The organism is Actinoplanes xinjiangensis (genome assembly GCF_003148685.1).
GTDB lineage: Bacteria > Actinomycetota > Actinomycetes > Mycobacteriales > Micromonosporaceae > Actinoplanes > Actinoplanes xinjiangensis.
Genome location: NZ_QGGR01000018.1, coordinates 129,469 through 154,622 on the forward strand (window position 1 = coordinate 129,469; position 25,154 = coordinate 154,622).

At 70.9% G+C, this 25,154-nt stretch carries 25 protein-coding genes and 1 pseudogene; 13 read left to right on the forward strand and 13 right to left on the reverse strand.

Features of this window, described 5'->3' with window-relative positions:
* Positions 1–20: 20 nt before the first annotated feature.
* Together BC793_RS32720 and BC793_RS32725 are read right to left on the reverse strand one after the other, a co-directional pair.
* Positions 21–728 carry an HAD family hydrolase gene (locus BC793_RS32720; RefSeq protein WP_203896532.1) on the reverse strand — a complete coding sequence of 236 codons (708 nt, stop codon included), beginning with the start codon at positions 726–728 and terminating at the stop codon, positions 21–23.
* Complete coding sequence (locus BC793_RS32725) at positions 722–1,732, reverse strand: 3-oxoacyl-ACP synthase III family protein (RefSeq protein ID WP_109599617.1); 1,011 nt, start codon at positions 1,730–1,732, stop codon at positions 722–724. Before BC793_RS32725 ends, BC793_RS32720 begins: the two co-directional genes overlap by 7 nt.
* A 401-nt stretch (positions 1,733–2,133) precedes the next feature.
* Here BC793_RS32725 and BC793_RS32730 point away from each other — a divergent pair, with 401 nt between their 5' ends.
* Entirely contained in the window at positions 2,134–2,883 is a 750-nt protein-coding gene (locus BC793_RS32730) for an AfsA-related hotdog domain-containing protein (protein WP_158319426.1), read from the forward strand.
* A 91-nt stretch (positions 2,884–2,974) separates the two neighbouring features.
* On the opposite strand, the gene BC793_RS32735 is transcribed toward BC793_RS32730, so the two are convergent.
* From BC793_RS32735 to BC793_RS51730, 5 genes are read right to left on the reverse strand one after another with little or no spacing between them, the layout of a single operon-like run.
* Positions 2,975–4,000, reverse strand: coding sequence for a beta-ketoacyl-[acyl-carrier-protein] synthase family protein (locus BC793_RS32735; RefSeq protein WP_109599621.1), 1,026 nt, complete (start codon positions 3,998–4,000; stop codon positions 2,975–2,977).
* A gap of 41 nt (positions 4,001–4,041) precedes the next feature.
* Positions 4,042–4,491 (reverse strand): MarR family winged helix-turn-helix transcriptional regulator, encoded by a 450-nt coding sequence (locus tag BC793_RS32740; protein ID WP_239170536.1) that lies wholly within the window; start codon positions 4,489–4,491, stop codon positions 4,042–4,044.
* Between the two features lie 46 nt (positions 4,492–4,537).
* A complete protein-coding gene (locus BC793_RS32745; protein ID WP_146246531.1) occupies positions 4,538–5,062 on the reverse strand; it encodes a cysteine hydrolase family protein in 525 nt (174 codons plus the stop codon).
* A 10-nt stretch (positions 5,063–5,072) separates the two neighbouring features.
* Positions 5,073–6,026, reverse strand: coding sequence for an aldo/keto reductase (locus BC793_RS32750; protein WP_307784595.1), 954 nt, complete (start codon positions 6,024–6,026; stop codon positions 5,073–5,075).
* The gene (locus BC793_RS51730; RefSeq protein ID WP_109599627.1) at positions 6,023–7,591 is read right to left on the reverse strand and encodes an FAD-dependent monooxygenase; all 1,569 of its coding nucleotides are present in this window, start codon (positions 7,589–7,591) and stop codon (positions 6,023–6,025) included. Before BC793_RS51730 ends, BC793_RS32750 begins: the two co-directional genes overlap by 4 nt.
* 245 nt (positions 7,592–7,836) lie before the next feature.
* On the opposite strand from BC793_RS51730, the gene BC793_RS32760 reads away from it, so the two are divergent.
* Positions 7,837–9,408 carry an MFS transporter gene (locus tag BC793_RS32760; RefSeq protein ID WP_109599629.1) on the forward strand — a complete coding sequence of 524 codons (1,572 nt, stop codon included), beginning with the start codon at positions 7,837–7,839 and terminating at the stop codon, positions 9,406–9,408.
* A gap of 33 nt (positions 9,409–9,441) precedes the next feature.
* Here BC793_RS32760 and BC793_RS32765 read toward each other — a convergent pair whose 3' ends face one another.
* The 3 genes from BC793_RS32765 to BC793_RS32775 form a co-directional block, all read right to left on the reverse strand.
* A complete protein-coding gene (locus BC793_RS32765; RefSeq protein ID WP_146246532.1) occupies positions 9,442–9,840 on the reverse strand; it encodes a ribosomal maturation YjgA family protein in 399 nt (132 codons plus the stop codon).
* 107 nt (positions 9,841–9,947) lie between these two features.
* Positions 9,948–10,265 carry a hypothetical protein gene (locus tag BC793_RS32770; protein ID WP_109599632.1) on the reverse strand — a complete coding sequence of 106 codons (318 nt, stop codon included), beginning with the start codon at positions 10,263–10,265 and terminating at the stop codon, positions 9,948–9,950.
* Between the two features lie 253 nt (positions 10,266–10,518).
* Positions 10,519–10,983 carry a hypothetical protein gene (locus tag BC793_RS32775; RefSeq protein ID WP_109599634.1) on the reverse strand — a complete coding sequence of 155 codons (465 nt, stop codon included), beginning with the start codon at positions 10,981–10,983 and terminating at the stop codon, positions 10,519–10,521.
* 440 nt (positions 10,984–11,423) lie between these two features.
* Between BC793_RS32775 and BC793_RS32780 the strand changes: the two genes are divergently transcribed.
* Positions 11,424–11,948, forward strand: a complete 525-nt coding sequence (locus tag BC793_RS32780) for a DivIVA domain-containing protein (RefSeq protein WP_146246533.1) — start codon at positions 11,424–11,426, stop codon at positions 11,946–11,948.
* Between the two features lie 32 nt (positions 11,949–11,980).
* On the opposite strand, the gene BC793_RS32785 is transcribed toward BC793_RS32780, so the two are convergent.
* Positions 11,981–12,268 carry a hypothetical protein gene (locus tag BC793_RS32785; RefSeq protein ID WP_109599638.1) on the reverse strand — a complete coding sequence of 96 codons (288 nt, stop codon included), beginning with the start codon at positions 12,266–12,268 and terminating at the stop codon, positions 11,981–11,983.
* 589 nt (positions 12,269–12,857) lie between these two features.
* Here BC793_RS32785 and BC793_RS49825 point away from each other — a divergent pair.
* The 6 genes and pseudogenes from BC793_RS49825 to BC793_RS32815 all read left to right on the forward strand — a co-directional run bounded on the left by BC793_RS49825 (position 12,858) and on the right by BC793_RS32815 (position 17,620).
* Positions 12,858–13,436, forward strand: a complete 579-nt coding sequence (locus BC793_RS49825) for a hypothetical protein (RefSeq protein ID WP_158319427.1) — start codon at positions 12,858–12,860, stop codon at positions 13,434–13,436.
* 663 nt (positions 13,437–14,099) lie between these two features.
* Positions 14,100–14,327, forward strand: coding sequence for a hypothetical protein (locus tag BC793_RS32800; RefSeq protein ID WP_109599641.1), 228 nt, complete (start codon positions 14,100–14,102; stop codon positions 14,325–14,327).
* A gap of 76 nt (positions 14,328–14,403) precedes the next feature.
* A complete protein-coding gene (locus BC793_RS32805) occupies positions 14,404–14,652 on the forward strand; it encodes a hypothetical protein (protein WP_109599643.1) in 249 nt (82 codons plus the stop codon).
* Positions 14,649–14,741, forward strand: a pseudogene (locus tag BC793_RS51735) (LacI family DNA-binding transcriptional regulator); the annotation flags it as partial. The gene BC793_RS32805 and the pseudogene BC793_RS51735, both read left to right, overlap by 4 nt.
* Positions 14,742–15,222: 481 nt before the next feature.
* On the forward strand, positions 15,223–15,717 hold the full coding sequence (locus BC793_RS51740; RefSeq protein WP_239170542.1) for a substrate-binding domain-containing protein: 495 nt from the start codon (positions 15,223–15,225) through the stop codon (positions 15,715–15,717).
* A gap of 61 nt (positions 15,718–15,778) precedes the next feature.
* Entirely contained in the window at positions 15,779–17,620 is a 1,842-nt protein-coding gene (locus BC793_RS32815; protein ID WP_109599645.1) for an RICIN domain-containing protein, read from the forward strand.
* Positions 17,621–17,725: 105 nt separating this feature from the next.
* Here BC793_RS32815 and BC793_RS32820 read toward each other — a convergent pair whose 3' ends face one another.
* Positions 17,726–19,357: a hypothetical protein gene (locus BC793_RS32820; RefSeq protein ID WP_146246534.1), complete on the reverse strand. Its 1,632-nt coding sequence runs from the start codon at positions 19,355–19,357 to the stop codon at positions 17,726–17,728.
* A gap of 45 nt (positions 19,358–19,402) precedes the next feature.
* On the opposite strand from BC793_RS32820, the gene BC793_RS32825 reads away from it, so the two are divergent.
* Positions 19,403–19,927, forward strand: coding sequence for an acyl-CoA thioesterase (locus BC793_RS32825; protein ID WP_109599649.1), 525 nt, complete (start codon positions 19,403–19,405; stop codon positions 19,925–19,927).
* Between the two features lie 20 nt (positions 19,928–19,947).
* Positions 19,948–21,906 (forward strand): acetoacetate--CoA ligase, encoded by a 1,959-nt coding sequence (locus BC793_RS32830; protein WP_109599689.1) that lies wholly within the window; start codon positions 19,948–19,950, stop codon positions 21,904–21,906.
* Here the strand turns inward: BC793_RS32830 and BC793_RS32835 are convergent.
* Positions 21,887–22,612 carry a TIGR03089 family protein gene (locus BC793_RS32835; RefSeq protein ID WP_109599691.1) on the reverse strand — a complete coding sequence of 242 codons (726 nt, stop codon included), beginning with the start codon at positions 22,610–22,612 and terminating at the stop codon, positions 21,887–21,889. The two genes, BC793_RS32830 and BC793_RS32835, sit on opposite strands and share 20 nt — an antisense overlap.
* Positions 22,613–22,795: 183 nt before the next feature.
* On the opposite strand from BC793_RS32835, the gene BC793_RS32840 reads away from it, so the two are divergent.
* Both BC793_RS32840 and BC793_RS32845 read left to right on the forward strand, forming a co-directional pair.
* Positions 22,796–23,941 carry a glycosyltransferase family 4 protein gene (locus BC793_RS32840; protein ID WP_109599651.1) on the forward strand — a complete coding sequence of 382 codons (1,146 nt, stop codon included), beginning with the start codon at positions 22,796–22,798 and terminating at the stop codon, positions 23,939–23,941.
* 22 nt (positions 23,942–23,963) lie between these two features.
* Entirely contained in the window at positions 23,964–25,082 is a 1,119-nt protein-coding gene (locus tag BC793_RS32845; RefSeq protein ID WP_373871297.1) for a mannose-1-phosphate guanylyltransferase, read from the forward strand.
* The last annotated feature ends 72 nt before the right edge of the window (positions 25,083–25,154 follow it).

Sequence of the window (25,154 nt, forward strand, 5' to 3'; positions counted from 1 at the left end):
CACTGTGGTGTAAAGAACCTTTACCGAATCTGCGAGGATACGTGGTTCGGCGCGGCGCAGGTCGTCGCGGGTCGCACCGGCCAACCCTCGCGCTCGGCGACGGCGGTCAGCTCGGGGTCGCCCCCGATCACCGTCGGGTTGCCGACCTCGGCCAGGAACGCCAGGTCACTGGAGTGGTCGCCGTAGCCGTAGCATGCGGCCGGGTCGGCGCCCCGGGCCGCGATCAGGTCGAGCACCGCGGACCGTTTGTGGTCGCCGATCATCGGCACGGCGACCTCGCCGGTGAGCCGGCCGGCAGCGTCCAGCAGCGGCTCCGTGCAGAGGACCACGTCGGCACCGAGGTGGGCGGCGACCGGGTCGAGGCAGACCCGGAACGAGCCGGAGACCAGCGCGACGACGTGCCCGGCGGCCTGATGGAACCGCAGCGCGGCGAGGCCCTCGGCGAGGAACGGCTCGGGGCGGGTGAGCAGGTCGGCGTACCAGCGCTCGCCGGCCGCGCGCAGATCGGCCCAGCCCGCCCCGGTGAAGAGCCGGTAGTAGGCGCGGTTGATCTCGCTGCGCGGCACCCCGGAGGCGGCGGCCCGGCGCAGTGCACCGGCCTGCTCGTCGTAGCGGCTGCCGTCGTCGCCGCAAACGGCCAGGTGGAAGCGCAGGAAGTCGAACATGCTCTTGGTGTCGACGAGGGTCTCGTCCACGTCGAAGAAGGCGATCGTCACTCCGGTCACCACCGGACCAGGCTCATGCCGACGGCCATGCCGCCGCCGAACGCCACGAGCAGCACCAACTCGCCCCGCTCGATCTGCCCGGCCCGTACCGCGGCGTCCAGGGTGATCGGCACCGAGGCGGCGCCGGTGTTGCCGAAGCGGTCGACGGTGCGGTGCACGATCGCCTGCGGAAGCCCGAGATCGGCGGCCAGGTCGTCGAGCATGCGACCGTTCGCCTGGTGCGGCACGACGTGCCGCACCTGGGCCGGATCCACCCCGCTGTCCGCCAGGAACTGCCGGACCAGCCCGGGCACGTGGGTGGCGACGTAGTCGCGGACCGCCCGGCCCTTCATGGTGAAGTACTGGTCGCCGGCGGTGATCGCGTCCACCGTGAGCGGCGCGCGGCTGCCGCCACCCGGCACACCGATCAGGTCCGCATGGTCGCCGTTGCTGATCAGGCGGTGGGCGAGGACCCCGGAGCCGTGCGGCACCGCCCCCGCGACCACCGCGCCGGCGCCGTCGCCGAACAGGATCGTGGTGCGCCGGTCGGTCGGGTTGAGGATGCGGGAGTAGACGTCCGCCCCGATCACCAGCGCGCGGGAACCCTCCCGGCCGGCCAGGAACCGCTCCGCGGTGCCCAGCGCGAAGACGAAACCGCTGCACACCGCGTTGAGGTCGAAGGCGGTGGCGCCGGTCGCCCCGAGCTTCGCCTGCACCAGCGTGGCGGTGGGCGGCTGCGGGTGGTCGGGGGTGGAGGTGGCGACCACGATCAGGTCGATGTCGGCGGCGGTCAGGCCGGCCTGCTCGAGGGCGCGACTGCCGGCGGTCGCCGCCAGGTCGGAGGTGGCCTCGGTGGGTGCCGCCCACCGCCGGGTCCGGATGCCGGTCCTGCCGAGGATCCATTCATGGTCGACACCGGCCGGCCGGCCGACGTCGTCGTTGCCCACCTCCCGCTCGGGCAGGTAGGAACCGGTGCCCAGGATGCCGGCCGGTGCCGGGCCGGCCCGGCCGGTGATTACGGTGCGCATAGCTTTCCCCCGAATTGATCAATTTGCTTTCGGCTGCAAACAACCGGATTGTTTTCTTCATTGTCTGATCGGCCGGTCGAACGTATCTACTGGCGTCGTCAAGGGTCAATCCCGATGTCCGGAAAGCGATTGTGACCGGGCGCACATCTGATTGTAGGATGTGTCACCTCCGTGACGGCCCAAGTCTGTTGACACTCAAAGAGAAGAGCCGATACGTTCGGTCCGAACGCGACTGTGGCCGCATCTGGGGGACGGCCCGGCAGAAAATCGGGGGATAATTCTTGCGGTTCGCTTCGTCTTAGTGAGCAACCTTCCGTACCGGTGGCCTCTGGTTGATCGGTCTCTCGTCATGCCTTCCGCGCGCCGAGTCGATTCCGGCTGCGCAAAAATAAGGAGTAATCGTGCGCAAGATCTGTATCGTGGGCGACCGTTTCCGTGGTCTGGAACAGCATGACCGGGTCAGCACGCTGAGCGGCTTCACCCGGTCGCTCGGCAGCGGCGCCCTGGACAACCTGGAGGAGCAGCTGGTCCTGGTCGCCGGGGACGGCGTCGGGCCGTACGAGTGGGATCACCTGGCCGAGGCGCTCGCCCGGCGCGGTCTCCAGGACCGGATCACCATCGAGGCACGCAACGAGCCGCTGGTCCGCCGGGGCGAGGCGCACAAGCACCGGGAGACGAACATCCTGGTGGCCGGCCTGCACCGGGTCGCCGACGGGCACTTCGCGGCGTCGCTGCGGGTGCACAACGACAACGAGTTGCTGCTCGACCACCAGACCGGTCAGCACACGCAGGGCATGGTGTCGGTCGAGGCCGCCCGCCAGATGTTCCTGGCCGTGACCGAGCGGTTCTACGCCAGCGCCTGGCCGCAGAACCACTACTACTACGTGCTGAACTCGATGAACGTCACCTTCGAGAACTTCCTGTTCCCGATCGGGGCGACCCTCGACCTGCACGTCGAGCAGGCCGATGTGGCGCGGCCCGAGCGCCTGGCGATGACCGTGCGGGTCGACGTCTCGCAGGCGGGCCGGCGCTGTGCGTCGGTCGCGATCGAGTACACCGCCTTCGAGTCCTCGGTGGTGGAGAGCAAGGAGACCCGGCGCGCGGCGGCCGCCGTCGACACCGTTCTCGACAGGCAACTGGTGACCGCCTGACGATCTGCGCATGACGGGCGATGCCGGACGATGGAGATATCGTCCGGCATCGCCCTTTTATTCGAGATCCGGAAACCCCGTAACGCGCAATTTACGAGAACGACTCCAGCGCTGCGATGCTGATAGTGAATCCGGCTCCGGCGCTGATGAAGATATCGATCCGGGGTGCGTTCGCACTCGCTTGGGCATCCGCGAGATTGGCGATCAGATCGCCCGCGCCGAGATGTCCCGTCGCATCGCCGAGGCGCCGCTGCGGAAGGTCGGTCAGTGCGGCGACCGCCGGGGCGTAGAGCGAATCCAGCGTCGCATTCATGAGCCTTGGTAGATAAACCTTCCCATTCGCGGTCAGGTCCTGGCCGGCCAGGTCGGAGAGCACCTTGGCGAGCAGTTTGCCGACCATGCCGCGCATCGCCTCGGCGAGTGCCTCGCTCCCGTGCTCCTGTAGATAGCGGCGCTTGGTGGCCTGCACGTCCACCGGCCAGGACCCGGCCGGGGCGACGTCGGCCGGCGCATCGACCGGCCGGTGCATGCTCTCCAGATGTGGCAGCGCCCCGGTGTGCAGGCTCACCAGGGTGCTCGCCGGGCCGCCGACCGGGGCCGGATGCGCTGACGAGACGGCCAGCACCGCGGTCCCGGCATCGCCGTACAGCACGCCGTAGTCACCGGACCAGCGGTCGAAACCCGGCCCGCGGAACGCGTCGCCGGTACAGATCAGCGCGGTGAACGGGGCGCCGGCCCGGGCGACCCGGTCGGCGAGGTGCACCGCGGCGGCACCGCCGTTGCACATCTGCTGAAGGCCGATGGGATTCGCCGACAGCCCGGCCCGATCGGCGAGCGCGTGGGCCGGCGACCAGAAGTGCGCGCCCTGGAAGTAGGTCCAGGCGTAGTACAGGTCCTCGATCTCGGCGGCCGGGTGGCCGGTGCGGGCCAGGACGGTCCGGGCCGCGGCGGCGGCGAGGTCGACCGGACTGCCGCCGGTCACCGGCAGCGTCGTCGCCGGGTCGACGTCGGGATGCCGCCCGCGCAGCCGGCCCTCGGCGACCGCCGCGGACAGGACGTCGGTGGTGGTGGGCAGTTCCAGCGTCGCGGCGTGCAGCCGCAGACGATGCGTGGTCATGGTGCGGATCCCCGTCGTCCGGGCGGCCGTCGCCGCCCGGGTTACCGCCCGGCGGACTCGACCGCGGTGATGAGTCGTTCCACGTACTCCTGGAGTTGCTCGCGCTCTTCTGCGCTGAAGGCCTCCGCCATGCGCAGCTCCAGCTCGACGGCCCGCTCGTCGGCCTTGCGGAGCAGGGTCTGGCCCGCCCGGGTGAGCCGGGAGACCAGAACCTGGCCGTGGTCCTCCGAGCGGCGCCGCTCGACCAGCCCGCGGGTCTCCAGGTTGGCCAGCATCGTCGCCATCGTCTGCGGGGTGACCATGCAGCGGCGGGCCAGATTGGCGCCGGAGATCCCCGGGTGCTCGCCGAGCACCAGGAGCGCGCTGTACTGCGGGACGGTCAGGTCGAGATCACGCAGGACGGCGGTCTTGCCCGCGATGACCACCTGCTCGGCTCGCTTGACCAGGTTGCCGAGTCGTTGTTCGACCGGCAGTCGCGTAGTCGTTCGCACGCTTCGCCTCCCTGGCGAGGACGGTCAGAAGAATGCGGCCACTCTATCAGGGTTCTGATATGTGTTCCACCTGCGATACTCCCCAGGAAGCCGATGAAGTGACGGTGACCAGGCCCTTCAGTACCTGGACGGCCTGCCGGTGCCCCTCCGCCGAGAGGCTGGTGGTGGCGTCCTCCAGGACGGTGACCCGGAAGCCGAGGGCCGCCGCCTCCCGGGCCGTGACACCGACACCGTGCGACAGGGCGATACCGGCGAGCACCACGTGGGTCACCCCGGCGGTCCGCAGCCGGCCGGCCAGCGGGGTGCCGTCGAAGGCGCCGAGACCGTATTTGGTGACGACCGGCTCGTCCGGGCGCACCTCCAGGCCGGACACGATCCGGTTGCGCGGCGCCGCCGGGTCGGCGCCGGGACCCAGGCCGTCGAGATAGCGCACGAACCAGACCGGAACGCCGGCCGCGCGACTGTCCGCGGCCAGCGTGGCGCACCGGGCGGCGATCTCGGCGCCGTGCCGCGGCGACAGCGGCATCCGGGTGATCCAGTTCTGGAGGTCGATGAGAACCAGCGCGTCCATCGAGGGCACCTCAGTAGCGGCGGCCGGCGGCGGCGGGCAGCCCGTCGAGGACGGCGAGCACCTCGGCCGGGATCCGCACCGACGCGGCGGCCAGGTTGTCCCGGAGGTAGACCGGGTTCTTCGTACCGGGGATCGGCACCACGAACCGGCCCTGTGCGAGCACCCAGGCGAGCGCGAGCTGTGCCGGTGTCACCCCCAGCAGACCGGCCTGCTCCCGGACCACGGCCGCGATCCGCTGGTTCTGCGCCATGGCGTCGGCCTGGAACCGGGGGTTGCCGTGCCGCCAGTCACCGGCCGGCAGATCGTCGGGGGAGGTGAACCGGCCGGCCAGGAATCCGCGGCCCAGCGGGGAGAACGGGATCAGCGCGATGCCCAGCTCCTCGGTCAGAGGCAGCACCCCGGCGAGCACATCGGGAGTCCACAGTGACAACTCGGACTGGACGCTGGTGACCGGGTGGAGGGCATGCGCCTCGCGGATCTGCGCCGGGTCCGCCTCGGACAGGCCGATCGCGCGTGCCTTGCCCGCCGCGACCAGCTCGGCCATCGCGCCCCACGTCTCGGCGAGCGGCACCGCCGGGTCGACCCGGTGCAGCTGGTAGAGGTCGACGTGATCGGTGCGCAGCCGCAGCAGGCTGGCGTCCAGGGCGGCGCGCAGGTGCTCCGGCCGGCCGTTGCGGTGCAGGTTGCGGGCACCGTCGACGATCAGACCGCCCTTGGTGGCCAGCACCGCGTCGTCGCGCCGTCCGGCCAGCGCCCGGCCGACCAGGTATTCGTTGTCGAACGGCCCGTACATGTCGGCGGTGTCGATCAGGGTGGCCCCGGAGTCGAGCGCCTCGTGGATCACCTTGATCGAGGTCGTCTCGTCACGGTTCTGCTCGTCGTAGACCCAGGACATGCCCATGCACCCGAGGCCGATCCGGCCCACCGTGGGTCCGTTCGTACCGAGCGTGGTGGTGTCGATCACTGTTCTTCCTTTCCGGGCCGGGTCAGTGCGGCCAGATGGCGGGTGATGGCGGGCAGCGTGGGGTCGGTGTCGTGCACGGCGACGTAGTGGTCCGGGCGGATCAGGGTCACCGCGACCCGGCCCGCGGGCGTGCCGCCCGGCAGGTCTCCGGCCGGTTGCAGCAGCGTCCCGGCGCGGGCCCATCCGGAGATCAATCGGGGGTACGCCCGGAGCAGCCCGAAGAAGGCCGGCCCGGGGCGCGGGTCCACCCCGTCCGGAACGGTCACCAGCAGCGTGTAACGGTCGTCCGGCAGCACGTCGCGGATCGGCCGCCAGACCTCGCCGTCGGTGGAGACCGCGACGTTCGGGATCAGCGCGCCGTGCCGGACGGGTCGTCGGCCGCCGCGTGACTGCGGGGCGACGGCGGGACCGGCCGGGTACTCGTGGCGGGCGCCGGTCAGCCAGGGCACGTAGTGCCGGTCGAAGACGCCGGTCCGGGCCGCCGCGCTCGCCGCCAGGTCGCGGGCCGCCACCTGCCACGGCTTCTTGAGCAGCCAGGCCCGGGTCTGTGCCTCGGCCTGCCGGACCACCGACCGGGCCACCGCGGCGCGCTCCGGCTCGTAGGAGTCGAGGACCGTCGCCGGGAGGTCGCCGTGCCAGACCGCCGCCAGTTTCCACGCCAGGTTGTGTGCGTCGGTGACCCCGGTGTTCAGCCCCTGGCCGCCGGCCGGGCTGTGGATGTGCGCGGCGTCGCCGGCCAGGAAGACCCGCCCGTCGCGCGGCCGCTCCACGTGCCGGGCGTGGATCCGGAAGGCGGCGCTCCAGGACAGGTCGTGCAGGCGCAGACCACCCGGGCCCCGCGCGTCGACCAGCTCCTGCAACAGCTCCAGGGTGACCTCGTCGGAGGTGAGGTCGCCGGGGGCCGCGGTGAACACCCGGTGCCGCCCGTTCGGCAGCGGGACCAGGACGAGCACGCCGCGCGGCGACAGGTAGTAGTGCACCGACGCGGGCTCGGACGCGCCCTCGACCGCGGTGTCGCCGAGCACGAACGTCTGCGGATAGGTGGCTCCCGCGAAGTCCAGCCCGAGCAGGCCGCGGACCGTGCTGCCGGCGCCGTCGGCCCCGATCACATGACTGAACCGGTCGGTACGCGTGCCACCGGCCGGCTCGCGCAGGGTGGCGGTCACGCCGTCCTCGTCCTGGACGAGCCCGGTGAGCGACGTCTGCCACTCCGGCTTGCCGCCGCGCTCGGCGAGAGTGGAGTGCAGCATCGCCTCCACGTCCGGCTGAATGATGATCTTCGGCCGGGTGGCGGCGCCGAACGGGATCCGGCAGACCGGACGGCCGTCCGACCAGTAGCGGAAGTCGGCGACGTCCTGCCCGTGCTCGGCGATGTGCCGCCCACCGCCCAGCCGCCGCAGCACCTCCAGGGTGCGCGGCCACACCAGCAGCGCCTTGCTGAACTCGCTGGGAGCCGAGGCGCGGTCGATCACCCGGACGTCGACACCGCGCCCGAGGAGGATCGCGGCGGCCGTGAGGCCGACCGGGCCGGCACCCACCACCAGGACCGGATGGCTCTCCGGCATCGTTCCCACCCCTCATTGATCTCTGTTACACCGATGCCCTCGCATGAGCATAAGGGCTCTGATACGCATCCTAAGTCAGAGCCGCCGTCGGCGGGTACCTGGGCGACGCGGCGGACATTTGACAGCCCGGTCGAGAAGCGTCAGGATGCGACTGAGTATCAGAGTTCGAATATGCGTCCGTGTTCTGAGCCGCCGGTCCGGCGGGCCGGACAGCGCATTCCCGCAGAGCAAGGAGCTCGCGTCCCATGTCTGACAAGGGATCCGGCGCGTCCGTATCGCGCCCCACCCTCACCCTGATCACGGTCTGTGTGGCCGGTGGTCTGCTACCGCTCTCCCTCACCGGGTCGTCGATGGCGCTGCCCGGCATCAACGCCGATCTGGCGCCGTCGCTCGCCGCCCTCCAGTGGGTGGTCAACGCCTACAACCTGCTGTTCGCGAGCCTGATGCTGGCGGCCGGCTCGCTCGCCGACCGGCTCGGGCGGCGCCGGATGTTCGTGATCGGTTCGGTGTTGTTCGCCACTGCCTCCGCGGTCAGCGCGGCTGCCGGCCAGATCCTGGTGATCGACGTGGCCCGCGCTCTCGCCGGTGTCGGCGCCGCAGCCGTGCTGACCAGTGGCAGCGCGATCCTGGCGCAGACGTTCCAGGGCCCGGCCCTGGGCAGGGCCTTCGGTGCGCTCGGCACCTCGTTCGGCTTCGGCCTGGCCTTCGGCCCGTTCCTGTCCGGCCTGCTGGTGTCGGTCGGTGGCTGGCGGACCGTGTTCGCCGCCCACGCCGCCGTCTCGGTGCTGGTCCTGCTGGTCAGCCGGCTGCTGCCGGAGTCCCGCGCGACGACCGCCGGCCGGGTGGACTGGCTCGGCACGATCACCTTCTCCGGCAGCCTGCTCGCCTTCGTGCTGGCCGTCGTGCAGGCGCCGCGGATCGGCTGGACCGACCCGGTCACGCTGGTCCTCTTCGGGGTGTGCGTGCTGCTCATGGTGGCGTTCGTGGCCGCCGAGCGGCGTCAGCCGGCGCCGATGTTCGACCTGTCGCTGTTCCGGCAGTCCCGCTACGTGGCGGCCTGCCTGGTCCCGGTCGCCCTGGCCTTCGGCTTCGTGACCCTGCTCGTGCTGCTCCCGTCCTACCTGATCTCGGTCGACGGGGTGAGCGCCCAGCGGGCCGGCATCACCCTGCTCCTGCTGACCGCGCCGACCCTGGTGATGCCGTCGATCGCCGGATACCTCTCCCGCTGGGTTCCGGCCCGCGTCCTGCTGGTGGTGACGCTGCTGCTGGTCGGTGGCGGCGCCGCCTGGCTCACGGTGATCGACCGTGGGGTCGGCGTGCTCACCATCGCCGGCCCACTGCTCACCATCGGCACCGGCATGGGCATCTCGCTGGCGATCCTGGACGCCACCGCGGTCGGCAGCGTCGAGCCGGAGCGGGCCGGGATGGCGGCCGGCATGTTCAACACCATGCGGCTCTCCGGCGAGGTCGTCGCGATCGCCACGATGGGTTCGGTGCTCGCCGGCCTCACCACGTCGCGGCTGGCCGAGGGTATCGCTGCGTTCCAGCCGGACGGTGCGCCGTCGGCGTCCGAGGCGGCCGGCCAGATCGTGGCCGGTGACCTGGCGGCGGTCGCCGAACAGGTCGCCCCGCAGGCCCGGCCGGCGTTCGTCGACTTCGCGGCGGGCGCGTACTCGGACGGTTTCCACACCGCGCTCTGGGTGCTGGCGATCGTCACGGTGGTGGCCGCTCCGGTGATCGGCGTGCTGCTGCGCGATCGGAAGGCCGCGGCGCAGCCGGTCGAGCAGCCCGACCGCCGGCTCGACCCGGTGGCCTGACGTTCCTCTCCCCGTGCGGTGCCCGGGTGCTCCTCAGGGGCGCCCGGGCACCGCGGCCCGCAGGCGGTGCAGGAGAACCAGCGGGACGATGCCGAGCGGGTACCAGATCAGATCGACCGGATCGAAGGCGACACCGAGCACCAGGCGGGCCGCCAGACTGTCCGCGGACAGCGCCGCGGGGATCCCGGTGAGCTGGAAGAGTTCCGCGCCCCAGCACCAGGCCAGGGCGATCCCGCCGGCCGCGTACGGTCCCCGGCGCGGCGCCAGGAAACGTACACCGGCCCAGGTCATCGAGGCGTAGAGGGCGGTGCCGGAGGACTGCTCCGCCCAGCTGCCGAGGGGTGCCACCGCCCGGATCGCGAGGGCCGTCGCCAGGAAGCCGAGCGCGGCCCCGAGCATCGCGAGGCGGAACCGCCCGTAGCTGATCGACATGGCCGCGATGGTAGGCGGCGTACGGAAGCCGGCCGTGATCTCCGGCGACCCCACAACCCGCCGTCCGGCCGTGATCTCCGGCGGCGGCCGGAATGTGAACGGGCGGCTCAGTTGCGGTGGGCCGGGTACACCCGGCGCTGGTTGACCGGGATCCGCGGACCGTGCGCCGGATCCGTCTCCCGATGGGTGTACGGCCCGGCGGCGAGCCGGGCGGTCGCGACGCCGAGTGGCCGGCCGGTCTGCTCCGGATCACCCATCAGCCGCATGATCGACCGGGAGGCCTCGTCGTACCCGGTGCGGTATGCCCTGTCCCGTTCCACGCCGTGCCGGTGCCATTGATGGATCCGGCCGACCGCGTAACCGGTGGACATGACGATGGCCACGGTGAGGAGGAGGTACAGGAGGTGGTTGCCGGGTGCTGTCATGATCCACCTGCCGCGCCTCGACGAGGGAAACGTTCTGCCGCATTACCTTCTTTCATGACTTCCCTCCTTGGCGGTACGTTTTCCGGACAGCGGAATATCGGCGGATAAATGCGCCGTCGAAGGCCCCGGTAATTCATCTCTCAGGACGGAAAACTCGCGTTCGACGACGGCGGACGTCAGGCGTGTGTGCACCGTTGCCGACAAAAGGAACGCCGGCGGATGACCGATCGGCCCAGTGTTCCCGTAGCCGCCCTCAGGGGTCTTCCGGCCGGGGCGTGAACCCGCCCGGACCGGGTGGCCAGCCCGCTTCCAGACCGGTGACCACCTGATGCTGTGCCATGTCCAGATGGGTGGCGACCTCGGCGACGGTGGGGGAGCGCCGCAGGCACCGGAACAGCTCGCCCTCGGCCGCCACGACCGCCAGTTGCAGCGCCGTCAGCGGCCGGCCGCCCACCGACCGGCCGCGGATCCGCTCCCGGCGGTGACGGCGCAGGGCCCTGATGACCAGGGGTACCACCCGTTGGCAGAAATCCGGTCGATGGGCGCCCAGGCGGCGTTCGGCGTCCAGGATCGTGGTGACGGCCGCCTGGACCATCTCCTCGTCACTTCCGCCGGCCGCGGTGAACCGCTCGGACAGTTGCTGCGCCAGTGGCCGCCAGCGTTCACGGGAGCCGGGATCGCCGCCGGATCGGGGGTCGGTGATGTCGGTTCTCCGCACAGCTCGGCTCCCTGTGAGTTCGTGGATCTGCCATGGGACCGCACCACTACAACAGACGGACGGCGACGGGCGCATTCAGCGGTAAGCGTCGTTGTCCCCGCCGACTTTCGCCGGATGTCGGCCCGTCCGCATTAATCCCAACGACGTAGTCGATTCCTGATCGGCGACGGCCGACGAAGACGATCCGCCGCACGGCCGGGCCGGCCGCGCCGTTCGGCGGGGCGGGCCGAAGATCGGCGTTGTCTGCGGTCCGTGTGACGGAGACCGAACGGGTGAGAAACGGCCCGGGTTCATGCGAACGGGAGGCAGCTGATTTGCTTCCTTTGACCGTTTCAGAACGATTTAAAGCGAATCACCCGGTCGTGGCCGACGGGGCACCGTGTTCGGCCGCCTGATCCGAGAAAGGTTCCGCTGATGTCTCAGGACGAGGGGTGTCGGTCGTGATCACGGAGACCGGGGTGACGCTCCATCAGGCGCCGGGGGTGCAGCGGCCGGCACCCGGCCCCGAGCCGGCACCACCGGACCGGGCGATCGCGATCCTCGCGCTGGCCCAGCGCACCGCCGACGACCACATCGCCGAGGCGCGGGCCGAGGCCGAGCGGATCGTCGCGGAGGCACGCTCGTACGCCGGCCGGATCCGCGTCGAGGCCGACCGGCTCCTGTCCGACGCGCGGGCCGAGGCGGAACACGTCGTCTCCGGCGGCAGCGCCTACGCCGAGCAGCTGCGGCATCAGGCGCAGCAGCGTTACGAGGACGCTGTCGGCGGGCTGTCGATCAAACGGGAGGCGCTCCAGCGGCAGATCGAGAACCTGGCGGCCTTCGACCACGAGTACCGGCACCGGATCACGCTGTTCCTGCAGAGCCAGTTGCGGGCGCTCTGGGCCGAACAGCCGCAGGTCGTGGAGGTTCCCGGCGCCGAGGAGCAGGCCCCCGGCGGGCCCGTCGAGCTGGCCGGGCCGAGTTGAGTCGGCACCGGCGGCCGATCGCCGGGCGGTCCTCACTCGCGGCGGGTACGCAGGCGCCGCTGGCGCTGAAGATCGATCTCCCGCCAGTCGTCCGGGATCTGATCGATGAAGAACCGCTGGACCGGGGAGAGGCCGCCGGCCGCCGCGAGCAGCTTCTGCATCCGGATCCACCGGCGGGTGTCGGTACGTGCGCGCTGCACCCGGGCACGAGCGACCGGATCGGAGGGGTCGCTGTACGGCTGGTCGCTCTCCAGCAGCGCGAGCGCCGCCTTGTAGGCCGCACGCCAGCGGGTCGGCAGGGTGGTGTCGATCTTTTCCACGAGTCGAGTCCTTGCTCTAGTACCCATCCGGTCCCTCGGCCCTTACCCCGGGTGCGGGGTGGTCGCCCCTGTCAGGTGCCGGCCGTGTCGAGGCGGCCCCTCGGACCTTTGTGCATGGGACACAACCTGCCAGAAATGTCGGCCTGCATCAGGAACGTCTATTCTCGGCGCCGCGGGCGCGACTATCAGGGGAACCGCCCTCGTACAAGGTGCCGAAATACCCTTGTGGGAACTATTTCGAGGGAGAACCGACGCGGATCAGGCCACTTGCGGCCACCTGCCCGTCGTGATTTCGATGCCCCGGGGTGTCCGGACGGTGGATCCATGGCCCGGTGATGAGCCAGCAGGTACCGGCCGGGTGCACTACGTCATTGAGGTGACCGGCGGTTATGTGTCGCGACATTCGCCGGCCCCGTTTCGTCCATGGTGAGTCCTTTTCGTGTTCCGGCTCGACCGGGGGTCCACTGAACGGCCATCCACCGGCGGCCTGTCCGGCGTCCGGCGATATCCGCCCGTTCGACATCCGGCGTGGCGGAATTCGGGTTCTCCATCGCGAAAGGCACCAGCAAGCCCGTCGGAAGGAATTGCGATGAAAAAGCTCGCCCGGATGCTGACCATGGGTGGATTCGGCCTCCTCACCGCGCTGGCGGTCGGGGCCGGGCCGGTTCAGGCGACTCCCGGTGGCGCCGTGCCGGTGACCACGCCGGGACCGCGCCACATCGAGCTGCGCGAGGATGTGCAGATCGCCGGCTACTACCGGACGGAGAGCTCCTGCAAGCGGTCCGGCTGGTTCGGTGAGCGCAACGCCCACTGGGACGCCTACCAGTGCGGCCGGGTGCGGGTGGGCTACCGCAGGGGCGCCTGGGCGCTCCAGGCGGCCAGCTACGACGACTGGAACCGCCTCGGATTCGGGATCCCGCTGAGTGCCGTCTGTGACTTCCCGTCCCAGTACCGGCCGGTGTGGGTGGGGCAGTTCCGCCCGGGCCGCCCCGGCTGGGTGCGCCCCGCCCGCCCGTACCGCGCCCGCCCGCACCACGCCCGCCCGCACCACGGCCACGCGGGGCCGACTCATCAGTTCCAGGAGCGTGCCGGGTTCGGCTCGGTCAAGCCGGTGACCCCCATCCCGTCGGGACCGCGCAACGGCGCGCCGGTCAAGGCCGGGCATTGATCCGTCCCCGATCCGCCATGAGACGGCAGGCGGACCGGCGGCGGGTGACGGGAGAGGGGAGATGCGGAACGGCTGCTCTCTCATGATCCTGCGGCGTGTGTGAATGCGGCAGGGCGGGCATGGCTCCGGTGGTCTCTGAGAACACCGTCGGAAGCACGGTGCCCGCCCTGCCGTCATTTCCACCGGATCAGTCCCGGGACGTTTCGGCGGAGAGCTCGCCGGACCCGGGCCGGGTGCTCCGGGAGACGAGCGGGAAAAGCGTCTGATAACCGTGTCGGTAGCCTTCTCGAAAAGATCGATCGCGGTCCAGGCCCCGCTTGTACCACTGATGGAAACGTCCCCCGGCGTAGGCGGAGAAGGCCGAGATCACGATGCAACCGATGATCTGAAGAGTGCTGCTGTCGGTCGGCATCCGACTACCTTAGTTATCGGATACGCCGTGGCGAAATGCCATCCGTGCCGTCCGGGCATGGCTTTTGGTGCAGACCGTTCCGCCGATCATCGTAACCATTTCGTGGTCCCGGCCCGGAGATGCCGCCCGGTGCCGGAGTGGGGAACCGCCTCAGGCGGGAGGCGTCGCGGCCGAACGTGACGGCAGGAGGCCCGGCCGGGCCATGGCCGGTCCCGTACCCGACGCAACGACGCGACGAAGGGGAAATCCGCATGACCGTCACCGCGAATCTCGACAAGCTCCTCGACAAGAAGTTCGAGGATCTGGACCTGCACGCGCTGCCGAACGCGCCGGTCGACGCGCTCGCCGGCGTGAGCAGGGCCGACGCCGAGGCGCTGGCCAAGGCATTCGATGTGAAGACCATCGGCGACCTGGGCCGTAACCCCTACATCCGCGCCGCGGTCTCGATCACCAGCCTGGCCGACGCCAGCGCCAACTGAGCCGGAGCCTGGATTACGGGCCGCATCGGGGATCCACCCGATGCGGCCCGGAACCCCGCTTCCTACCGTCGAAGACATGAACATGCTGCTCAGAACGCTCAGCGTCGCCGTCGCGCTGTTCTTCGTCGCACGGGCGGTGGCCGAACCGTTCGTCATCGACGTGACCGACGCGTCCACCTACGCGAACGACTGGGGCGGCCCGAGCCTGGCCGGCGTGCTCGCCGTCCACTGCGGGCCGGGTGTGCTGGCCGCGATGTTCCTGTACGGGTCGGTGGTTCGCTGGCGCGACAGCCGGAAGCCGGAGGCCGTATCGTCCCGGCGATGAAACAGGGCGATGAAACAAGAGCGACGGTACGGGACGTCGCCGCCCGTACCGGCCTGTCCATCGCGACGGTCTCCCGGGTGCTGAACGGGCGGGCCAACGTCGCGCCGGGCACCCGTGAGCGGGTGCTCGCCGCGATGGGCGAGCTGGGGCAGAAGGCACCCCGGCGGCGTGGCGAGCGGGCCACCGGGATCTATCTGCGCTGCCCCTACCTGCTCACCGACTACTTCGGCCTGCTCGTCTCCGCGGTCACCGAGGCCCTGGAGCCGCACGGCCTCCAGGTGATCCTGAAGGCCGGGGTGGTCGCCCAGGGAGATCATGTACTGACCGCGCTGACCGGGCGTCGTGACGTGGCCGGGGCGATCCTGATCCTGCCCCCGGAGCCCGGGGCCGAACTGACCCGGTTGCGCGATCGCGGCTTCCCGTTCGTGGTGCTCGATCCCCGTACCCCGCCGCCGCGCCATCTGGCCGCGGTGTCCGCGGCGCACTTCTCCGGCGCCCGGCAGCTCACCACCCCACCTGATCGAGCTGGGGCACCGCCGGATCGGCATCGCCGGTGGACCGCGGGACTGGCTGGCCGGGGAGAACCGGTTCGCCGGCTATCTCGCACCGCTGGCCGACGCCGGGGTGCTACCGGCGCCCGAACTGATCAGGTTCGTCGCCGAGCCCACCGTCGAGCTGGGCCACCGGGCCGCCGCCGAGCTGCTGGACCTGCCGGACCGGCCGACCGCGCTGGTGGCGTTCAACGACAAGATGGCGATCGGGGCACTGCGCGCGGCCGCCGAGCGCGGGTTGCGGGTGCCGGAGGACCTGTCGGTGGCCGGGTTCGACGACATCGAGCTGGGTCAGGCGTGCCGGCCGATGCTCACCACCGTCCGGCAGCCGCTGGAGGAGATGGGGCGGATGGCGGTGCACCTGCTGCTCCGGATGCTGGGCGGGCACCGGGTCGACGCGCTGCACGTGGAACTGGCGACCGAGCTGGTGATCCGCGAGTCCACCGGGCCGGTTCCTGACGTGTTTCATGGTTCCGGAACCGGCACACGTCATTCCGCAACCCGGATGCATTGACCCGTACAAATTAACAAAGGTTTCCTTCCTGTTACCTGTCCCCCGTGTAGCAGGAGTCCTCATGAGAAAGACCGCGTTGCTCGCGGCGGCCGTCGTCGGCGCCGCCTCGCTGAGCGCCCCGGCCTACGCCGCCGGAGAGACCGTCAACGTCTACCTCACCACCACCTCGGACAGCGGCGGGCGGACCGTGACCCGCGGCCTCCAGCAGCAGGCGCCCATCGCCTTCGGCCCGGCCGGCGGCAGCGCCGGCCAGACCATCACCGTCGACGAGGGCACCACCTACCAGGTCTTCGAGGGTGCCGGCGCGTCCATCACCGACACCACCGCGTATCTGCTGCGCGGCGGCCCGGTCAGCGCCGCGACCCGCGACACCGTGATGTCGAGACTGTTCAGCCCGACCGACGGCATCGGCCTGTCGTTCGTCCGCAACCCCATCGGTGCCTCCGACCTCTCCCGGCCGGGCAACGTCTCGCTCGACGACACCTGCTGCGACCTCAACGACTTCAACACCAACGGGTACGACACCGACGTCCGCCTGCTCACGCAACAGGCCCGGCAGCTGAACCCGGCGTTGCGGGTCAAGGGCGTGCCGTGGAGCGCGCCCGGCTGGATGAAGGACAACGGCCGGATGGACCAGATGGGCTGGCTCAAGTGGGAGCACTACCCCACCTACGCGCAGTACCTGGTCAAGTACATCCAGAGCTACCAGGCGGCGGGCGTGCCGATCAACTACATCTCGGTGCAGAACGAGCCGAACTGCTGCCAGGCGTCGAACCCGGCCGCGATGAACTACCCCGGCATGAGCTGGAACCCGTCTGGTCTCGTCGAGTTCACCAAGAACTTCGTCTACCCGGCGTTCCGCGCGGCCGGCATCAACACCAAGGTGCTGATCCACGACTGGAACTACGGCGACTACGCCAACTTCGGCGCGGCCATCCTCGCCGACGCCGGGGTGCGCAACGACCCGCTGTTCGGCGGCATCGCGTGGCACGGCTACTTCGGTGACCCGGTCGTCGGCTCCCAGGTGCACGACGCCTACCCGGCGGTCCGGCAGTTCAGCACCGAGCACTCCGGCGGCACCTGGATCTCGAACCAGCACAACGAGGACATGGCCGACATCGTCAACTACACCCGCAACTGGAGCAGCAGCGTCATCAAGTGGAGCCTCGCGTTGAACCAGAACATGGGCCCGCACAACGGCGGCTGCGGCACCTGCACCGGCCTGATCACCGTGCAGGAGGGCGGCCCCCGGGCCGGCCAGGTCGACTACACCGTCGAGTACTACACGACCGGCCACCTCACCAAGTTCGTCAAGCCGGGCGCGGTACGGATCGCCTCCAACAACACCGCGGTGCAGAACGTCGCCTGGCGCAACCCGGACGGCTCCAAGGCCCTGATCGCGCACAACGGCGGCACGAGCAGCCAGTCGGTGCGCGTCGACTGGGGCGGCCAGTCCTTCGTCTACACGCTTCCCGCCCGTACCACCGCGACCTTCACCTGGTCGGGAACCGGAAACCCGGCGCCCGGCGGGACCATCACCGGTCTCGGCGGTAAATGCGTGGACGTGGCCGGCGCCGCGACCGCCAACGGAACGGCCATCCAGCTCTACGGCTGCAACGGCAGCGCCGCCCAGCGCTGGACCCGACCCGGTGACGGCACGCTGCGTTCACTCGGCAAATGCCTCGACATCAGCGGCCCGAGCAACGCCGACGGCACCGCCGCGCACCTCTGGGACTGCCACACCGGCACCTCCCAGAAGTGGACCCTCGACAGTTCGCAGCGGCTGGTCAACACGTACTCCGGCAAGTGCCTCGACGTGACCGGCAACAGCTCCGCGGACGGCGCCCGCCTCCAGATCTGGACGTGCACCGCCGGCGCCAACCAGAAGTGGGCCCTCAACTAGAAAGCACCGGCGTCAGGGTCTGGTGCCCTGCGATGGCGCCGCCCGATCCTCCACCGTGACGAAAAAGGGGGCGCCGTACGGCGCCCCCTTTTTCGTCGGTCAATCTCAGGATTCGATCGCCGGAGGACGGCGCTGCGCCGGGACCACGGCGGCCGGTTCGACCGGCAGCTTCAGCGGCTCGGTCTCGTCACTCGGGGGCGTGACCAGCTGGGTCGGCTCGTCGGCCGGCTTCGTGGCGGCGTCCTTCGCGGGAATCGACAGCGGGGCGGTCTTGTCCTGGTCGTCGTCGGTCATCGCCTGGGTACGGTCGTCCGCCGGCTCGCCCGTCGTGACGGTCTCCTCGTCCTTCGCCGCCGCGGGTTCGGCGGGCTTGGCCGCGGGCGTCGCGGTGACGGGCACGGTGGTCGCCGCGGGCTTGGCGGGCGTGGCGCTGACCGTCGCAGGTTCGGCGGCGACCGGCGCGGAGGGCGTCGCCGGTTTGGCCGGCGGGGCACTGACCGACGCGGAGCCGCTGGCGGGCTTGGCAGTCACCCGTGCGTCGGCGGTGGCGGGTTTGGCCGGCGGGGTGCTGACCGACGCGGAGCCGCTGGCGGGCTTGGCGGCCACCGGTGCGGAGGCCGCGGCGGGTTTGGCAGGCGTGGCGGCCACCGGCGCGGAGGGCGTCGCCGGTTTGGCCGGCGGGGTGCTGACCGGCGCGGAGCCGCTGGCGGGCTTGGCAGCGACCGGTGCGGAGGCTGCGCCGGGCTTGGCGGGCGCGGCGGCGACCGACGCGGAGGCGGTGGCGGGTCTGGCCGGGGTGGCGGCGACCGAGGCGGAGGCCGTCGCGGACCGGGCGGCCGAGACCGGGGCGCTCGCGGGGGTCGGCTTGGCCTGGGCGAGGCCCATGCCGCTGACGACGGTCGGTTCGTCGCCGGCGGCGAGGCCCGATCCGCTGACGACGGTCGGCTCGCCGGAGCCGGTCGCGAGGACCGTGGTCGGTTCCGGCTCGGCCGGCCGGGGCGACGGCGGAGCGGCGGGCTTCGGCGCGGCCGGCGACTGCGGCTGGGTCACGAAGATCGTGCGGTCGTTGTCGGCCGCCACCTGGGGCCGGCCGGCCGGGGCACGGTTCGTGTGCGGCGCGGCGGCCGGGACGCTGTTGAACGCGACGGTGCGGTCCGAGCCGCCGCCCGGCAGGTTGATCGCTACGGTCGGGTCGGCCGGCAGGTTGATCGCGACGGTCGGGTCGGCCGGCACGCCGGTGCGGATCACCGTGGTCTGCTCGGCGGCGACCGGGGTGCCGATCACCTTCGCGGCGCCCCGGAACCGGCCGATCTCGCCGATGATCGGCAGGACCGGGGGCTCGTAACGGGCCCAGCGGCGGGCGCTCAGCGCGGTGCCGAGCAGCGGGATCGCCAGCACGGCCGCGAGACCGTACCCGGGCCGGCTGAGGTCGAAGCTCTCCTTGGAGACCTCCGGGGACCACAGGGCCGCGTACGCCTCGGGCGCGTTGAACGCCCAGATGGTCACCCCGAGATAGACCGCCCCGGCGAGGACCGGCCCGGCGGGGGAGACCGGTCCGGCGGCGAGGATCGAGAACAGGATGCCGGAGAAGACGAGCAGCAGGAGCCCGCTGACCGACTCGGCGGTGAAGAACTCGCGGCCGCGACTGCTCAGGTCGTCGGTGAACCCGACGGCGAGGAGCACCCAGATGCACGGGGCCAGCACGAGTGCGTACAAGATCGACCTGAGGTGACGCATGATCCGGCACGGTACCCGGCACCGGCAAGAACTACCGTACCGGCTATGGAAGAACAGCATCCCGGTCGGCCGACCGCCCTGTCCCGGGTCACCCTGAGCCGGATCATGACCGCGGTCGACGTGAATCTGTACGGGACGGTGCACGGCGGCGTGCTGATGAAGTTCGTGGACGACGTGGCCGGCGCCGCCGCGGCCCGGCACAGCGGCGGTACCGCGGTCACGGCGGCGATCGACGAGATCGTCTTCCTGGAGCCGGTCCGGGTGGGCGACCTGGTGCACGCGTACGCCCAGATCAACTGGACCGGCAGCACCTCGATGGAGGTGGGTGTGAAGCTGGCCGCCGAGCGCTGGGACGAGGTCGGCCCGGAACCGCTGCCGGTGGCCACCGCATACCTGGTGTTCGTGGCCGTGGACGCGGCCGGGAACCCGCGCCGGGTGCCCCCGGTGCTGCCCACGGAGGACGAGGACCGGCGCCGGTTCACCGAGGCGATGATCCGCCGTGACCACCGGCTGGCCCGCCGCGCGGCGATCCAGAGGGCCCGGGCCGAACATCACACGGTGACCGGCTGACCGACCGTTAAGGTGTGGTGATGACGACAGGTGTGGTGACGCCGGGCACAGTGTTGTGGGAGCCGCCGGCGGACATCCGGCAGACGTCCCGGATCGGGCACTATCTGGCGTGGCTGGAGTCCGAGCGGGGACTCGTCTTCGCCGACTACGCGGCCCTGTGGGAGTGGTCGGTCACCGATCTGCCCGCCTTCTGGCAGTCCATCTGGGACTGGTCCGGGGTGGTGTCGCACGCGCCGGCGACGGCCGTGCTGGAGGCCGGGGGCATGCCGGGGGCGCGCTGGTTCCCCGGAGCCACGCTCAACTACGCCGAGAACGTGCTGCGCATGCCGGGCATCGCCGACGACGAGACGGTCGTTCACGCGTACTCCCAATCTCGTGAACCCGTCACCCTGACCGCCCGCAGCCTGCGGGAAGAGGTCCGGAGGGTCCGTGCCGGGCTGAAGGCCCGAGGGGTCGGGAAGGGTGACCGGGTCGCCGCCTACGCGCCGAACATCCCGGAGACCTACGTGCTGATGCTCGCCTCGGCGAGCCTCGGTGCGGTCTTCTCGTCGTGCGCGCCGGAGTTCGGCGCCCGCAGCGTGATCGACCGGTGGATCCAGATCGAGCCGAAGGTGCTGGTCGCGACCGACGGGTACCGCTACGGCGACAAGGACGTCGACCGGCGCGCCGAGATCGCGGCGATCCGGGAGGCGATCCCGTCGATCGAGCACGTGGTCACCATCGGCTACCTGAACCCGGGCGGGGACTGGGACGATCTCGGCGGCGACGATCCGCTGGAGTTCGAGCCGGTGCCGTTCGACCAGCCGCTCTACGTGCTCTACAGCTCCGGCACCACCGGCCTGCCCAAACCCATCGTGCACGGCCACGGCGGCATCCTCCTGGAGCACCTCAAGATCCTGGCGCTGCACCACGACCTGGGGCCCGGCGACCGGTTCTTCTGGTTCACCACCACCGGCTGGATGATGTGGAACTACCTGGCCAGCGGCCCGGCCGTGGGCTCGGCGATCGTGCTCTTCGACGGCAATCCGGGCTGGCCCTCGCTGGACATGCTGTGGGAATTGGTGGACACGGCCGGCATCACCTACTTCGGCACCTCGGCCCCGTACCTGCTGGCCTGCCGCAAGGCCGGGCTCACCCCGCGGGTCGCGCTCAAGGGCCTCGGCTCGACCGGTGCGCCGCTGCCGCCGGAGGGCTGGGCCTGGGTGTACGAGGCGGTCGACCCCGGCCTGCACCTGGTGTCGCTGTCCGGCGGCACCGACGTGTGCACCGGCTTCGTCGGAGGAGTGCCGCTGCTGCCGGTACGGGCCGGCGTGATCAGCTGCCGTGCCCTGGGCGCGCGGGTGGAGGCGTACGACCCGGCGGGCCGGCCGGTCGTCGGTGAACTGGGTGAACTGGTGATCACCGCGCCGATGCCGAGCATGCCGGTCGGCTTCTGGAACGACCGGGACGGCTCCCGCTACCGGGAGGCCTACTTCGACGTCTTCCCCGGTGTGTGGCGGCACGGCGACTGGATCACCATCGGCCGCGACGGCAGCTGTGTGATCACCGGCCGCTCGGACGCCACCCTCAACCGGGGCGGTGTGCGGCTCGGCACGGCCGAGTTCTACTCGGTGGTCGAGGCGCTGCCGGAGGTCGCCGACTCGCTGGTGGTGCACCTCGACAAACCTGACGACCCGAACGGCGAGCTACTGCTCTTCGTGGTGCTCACCGAGGGCACCGACCTCGACGACGGGCTGCGCGCCCGCATTGCGAAAGAGCTCCGCGGCGCGCTCTCGCCCCGGCACGTGCCCGACGCCGCCCATCAGGTACGCGCTCTGCCACGCACCCTCTCCGGCAAGAAGCTGGAGGTGCCGGTGAAGCGGATCCTCACCGGCACCCCGGTGGAGTCGGCCGCGGCCAAGGGCGCCCTGGCCAACCCCGACTCCCTCACCGCGTTCGCCGAGCTGTATGCGGAACGGGTCAGATCAGGGTCAGCGTGACCTTCTCGGTGGCGGCCCGCGCCTCGGTCTTCGACTCGTCCAGGTTGGCGCAGAGCACGATCGAGGCGCCGGCCACCAGCGGGGCCAGCAGCCAGTCGTTCGCGTCCGGATAGAAGGCGGTGTCGATCAGCACCCGGGCGCCGGCCGTGATGCCCAGCTCGGCGGCGCGCTCGACGGCCGCCTCGATGACGTCGTGGTGGCTCAGCTCGACGTACCCGGCCAGTGCCCGGTCGGCGGACCCGACCGGCTCGCCGCGGAAGTGGTCGCCGTGGTTGCGGACCTCGGTGACGTAGTCGGCGTACCCCTCGGGCGGGGTGCGCAGTGGCATGGCCAGCGGGAGCAGGCCGGTCGCGTAGCGGTCGAGGGTGGACCAGCCGGCCGCCCTCTCCACCAGCTCCGGCGTGGTGAAGAGCGCCTCGACCGGTTGCGGATCGCCGCCCAGATCGGCGGCCAGCCCGGCGGCCGACACACCGAGCAGCAGCGCGGCGGTCTGCCAGTGCGGCGGCAGCAGCAGGGCCACGGTGTCACCGTGGCCCAGGCCGACCCCGTCGACCAGCAGGTTCGCGGTCTTCGCCACCCAGTTGTCCAGGGTCGTCCCGGACAACTCGGTGCGGTCGCCGGTGGCATCGTCATACCAGGTCAGTAGCGGGGCGGCCGGGTCCCGCCCGACCGCCTTCGCGAAAACCTGCGGGATCGTCGTGTTCATCGCTTCACAGCGTAGGCGGATCACGCACAGTAATGGCCTCGGAAGGTCCGCAACGATCGGCAGTGTCGCGGACACCTTCGTGAAGCCTTCCCGGCGTACCCTCGAACCGTCGGTGGTCCCACTGCCGTACAGGTATGGCAGAACCACCGCATCGGTACGTCAGAGCTGCCAAGGAGATGCCTCGTGACCCCCGGTCGCCCCCCGCGAGTGCTCGTCGACGCCACCAGCGTCCCCGCTGACCGAGGTGGAGTCGGCAGATACGTCGACGGGCTTCTCGGCGCGCTGGGGCAGCAGAGCCCCGGCCACGTCGAGCTGGCTGTCGTGTCCCAACGATCGGATGCGGAGCGTTACCGCCGCATGCTGCCCGGAGCCGAGGTCATCCCCGGTCCGGCGGCGATCGTGCACCGCCCGGCCCGTCTGGCCTGGGAGCAGACCGGACTGCCGCTGCTCGCCCAGCAGGTCGGCGCGGATGTGCTGCACGCGCCGTTCTACACGTGCCCGCTGCGGGCCGGCTGCCCGGTGACGGTCACGGTGCACGACGCGACCTTCTTCACCGAGCCCGAGCACTACGACAACACCAAGCGGACCTTCTTCCGCAGTGCCATCAAGACGTCACTGCGCCGGGCCGCCCGGGTGATCGTGCCCAGCAAGGCCACCCGCGACGAGCTGATCCGCCTCCTCGACGCCGACCCGACGAAGATCGACGTGGCCTATCACGGCGTCGACCAAACGGCCTTCCACGCGCCGGGTGAGGACGAGAAGGCGCGGGTCCGGGCCCGGCTCGGTCTGGGCGACTCCGGCTACGTGGCGTTCCTCGGCGCCAAGGAGCCCCGCAAGAACGTGCCGAACCTGATCCGGGGCTGGGCCCGGGCGGTGGCCGACTGGCCGCGCCCGCCGGCTCTGGTGATCGCCGGCGGTCAGGGCCACGACGACGACATCGACCGCGCGGTGGCCGAGGTCCCGGCCCACCTGCGGCTGCTGCGACCAGGCTATCTGCGGTATGCGGATCTGCCCGGCTTCCTCGGCGGCGCCCTGGTGGCCTGCTACCCGTCCTTCGGTGAGGGGTTCGGGCTGCCGATCCTGGAGGCGATGGCCTGCGGCACTCCGGTGCTCACCACGCCCCGCCTGTCCCTGCCCGAGGTCGGCGGTGACGCCGTCGCCTACACGACCGAGGCGCCCGAACGGATCGCCGAGGACCTCGCGGACCTGCTGCACGACGCGGAGCGCCGGGGCACGCTGGCCAAGGCCGGCTTCGATCGGGCGAAAGAGTTCACCTGGGAATCCAGCGCGGAGGTACATGTAACAACGTGGAATCGGGTTACATCTTGATCATCAACTAAACTTTCCGCGCATGAGCGACGAACAGGCCGTGTTGTACGGAGTGGTTCTTGCCGGGGGCACCGGAACCCGTCTCTGGCCACTGTCCCGCGCCGGTCATCCCAAGTTCCTGCATCCACTGACCGGCACCGAGGCATCCCTTCTCCAGGCCACGGTCGACCGGCTGGACACTCTCGCGTCCCCCGATCGGGTTTTCGTGGTGACCGGCGTGGCCCATGCCGCCGCGGTGTCCCGGCAGCTCGCGACGATGCCCGAGGAGAACGTGCTCATCGAGCCGTCCCCGCGGGACTCGTGTGCGGCGATCGCCCTGGCGGCCGCGGTGATCGCCCGGCGCAACCCGGAGGCGATCATGGGCTCCTTCGCGTCCGATCACCTGATCGCCGACAAGGAGGCTTTCGCCGCCGTCATCCGCCAGGCGATGACCGGTGCGAGCCAGGGCCTGCTGATGACCCTCGGGATCACCCCGACCAGGCCCGAGACCGGGTACGGCTACCTCCAGTGCGGCGCCTCGGTCGGTGCCGGCCCGCTGCTGAAGGTCGAGGAGTTCAAGGAGAAGCCGTCGTACGACGTGGCCGAGAGCTACGTGAAGTCCGGCAACTATCTGTGGAACGCCGGCATGTTCGTCTGGCGGGTGGACGCCTTCCTGTCCGAGCTGCACCGGCAGCAGCCGCAGCTCGCCGCCGGAGTCAGCCGGATCGCCTCGGCCTGGGGGACCGCCGACCAGGAGGAGGTCATGGGTGACGTCTGGCCGACGCTGCCGAAGATCTCCGTCGACTACGCGGTGATGGAGGGCGCGGCCGCGGTCGGCCGGGTCGGCACCGTGCCCGGCGACTTCGGGTGGAACGACGTCGGCGACTTCCACACCCTCGGCGAGGTGCTCACCGCCGACCAGGCCGGCAACGTGGTCGTCGGCCAGGACACCGGCGGCGAGCGGCCCACCGTGCTGCTGCGCGAGACCGAGGGCCTCGTCGTCGTCCCGTCCTCCGGCCGTCTGGTCGCCGCGATGGGTGTGCGTGACCTGATCATCGTCGACACGCCGGACGCCGTCCTGGTCTGCCCGCGTGAGCGTGCCCAGGAGGTCAAGCAGCTCGTCGACCACCTCAAGGAACTCGGCCAGCACGGCTACATCTAGAGGCCGTCCGGTTCTGCGGGCCGGTACCTCGATCTTGTGAAGTCCGCGATGACGGTACGACCGGACTTCACA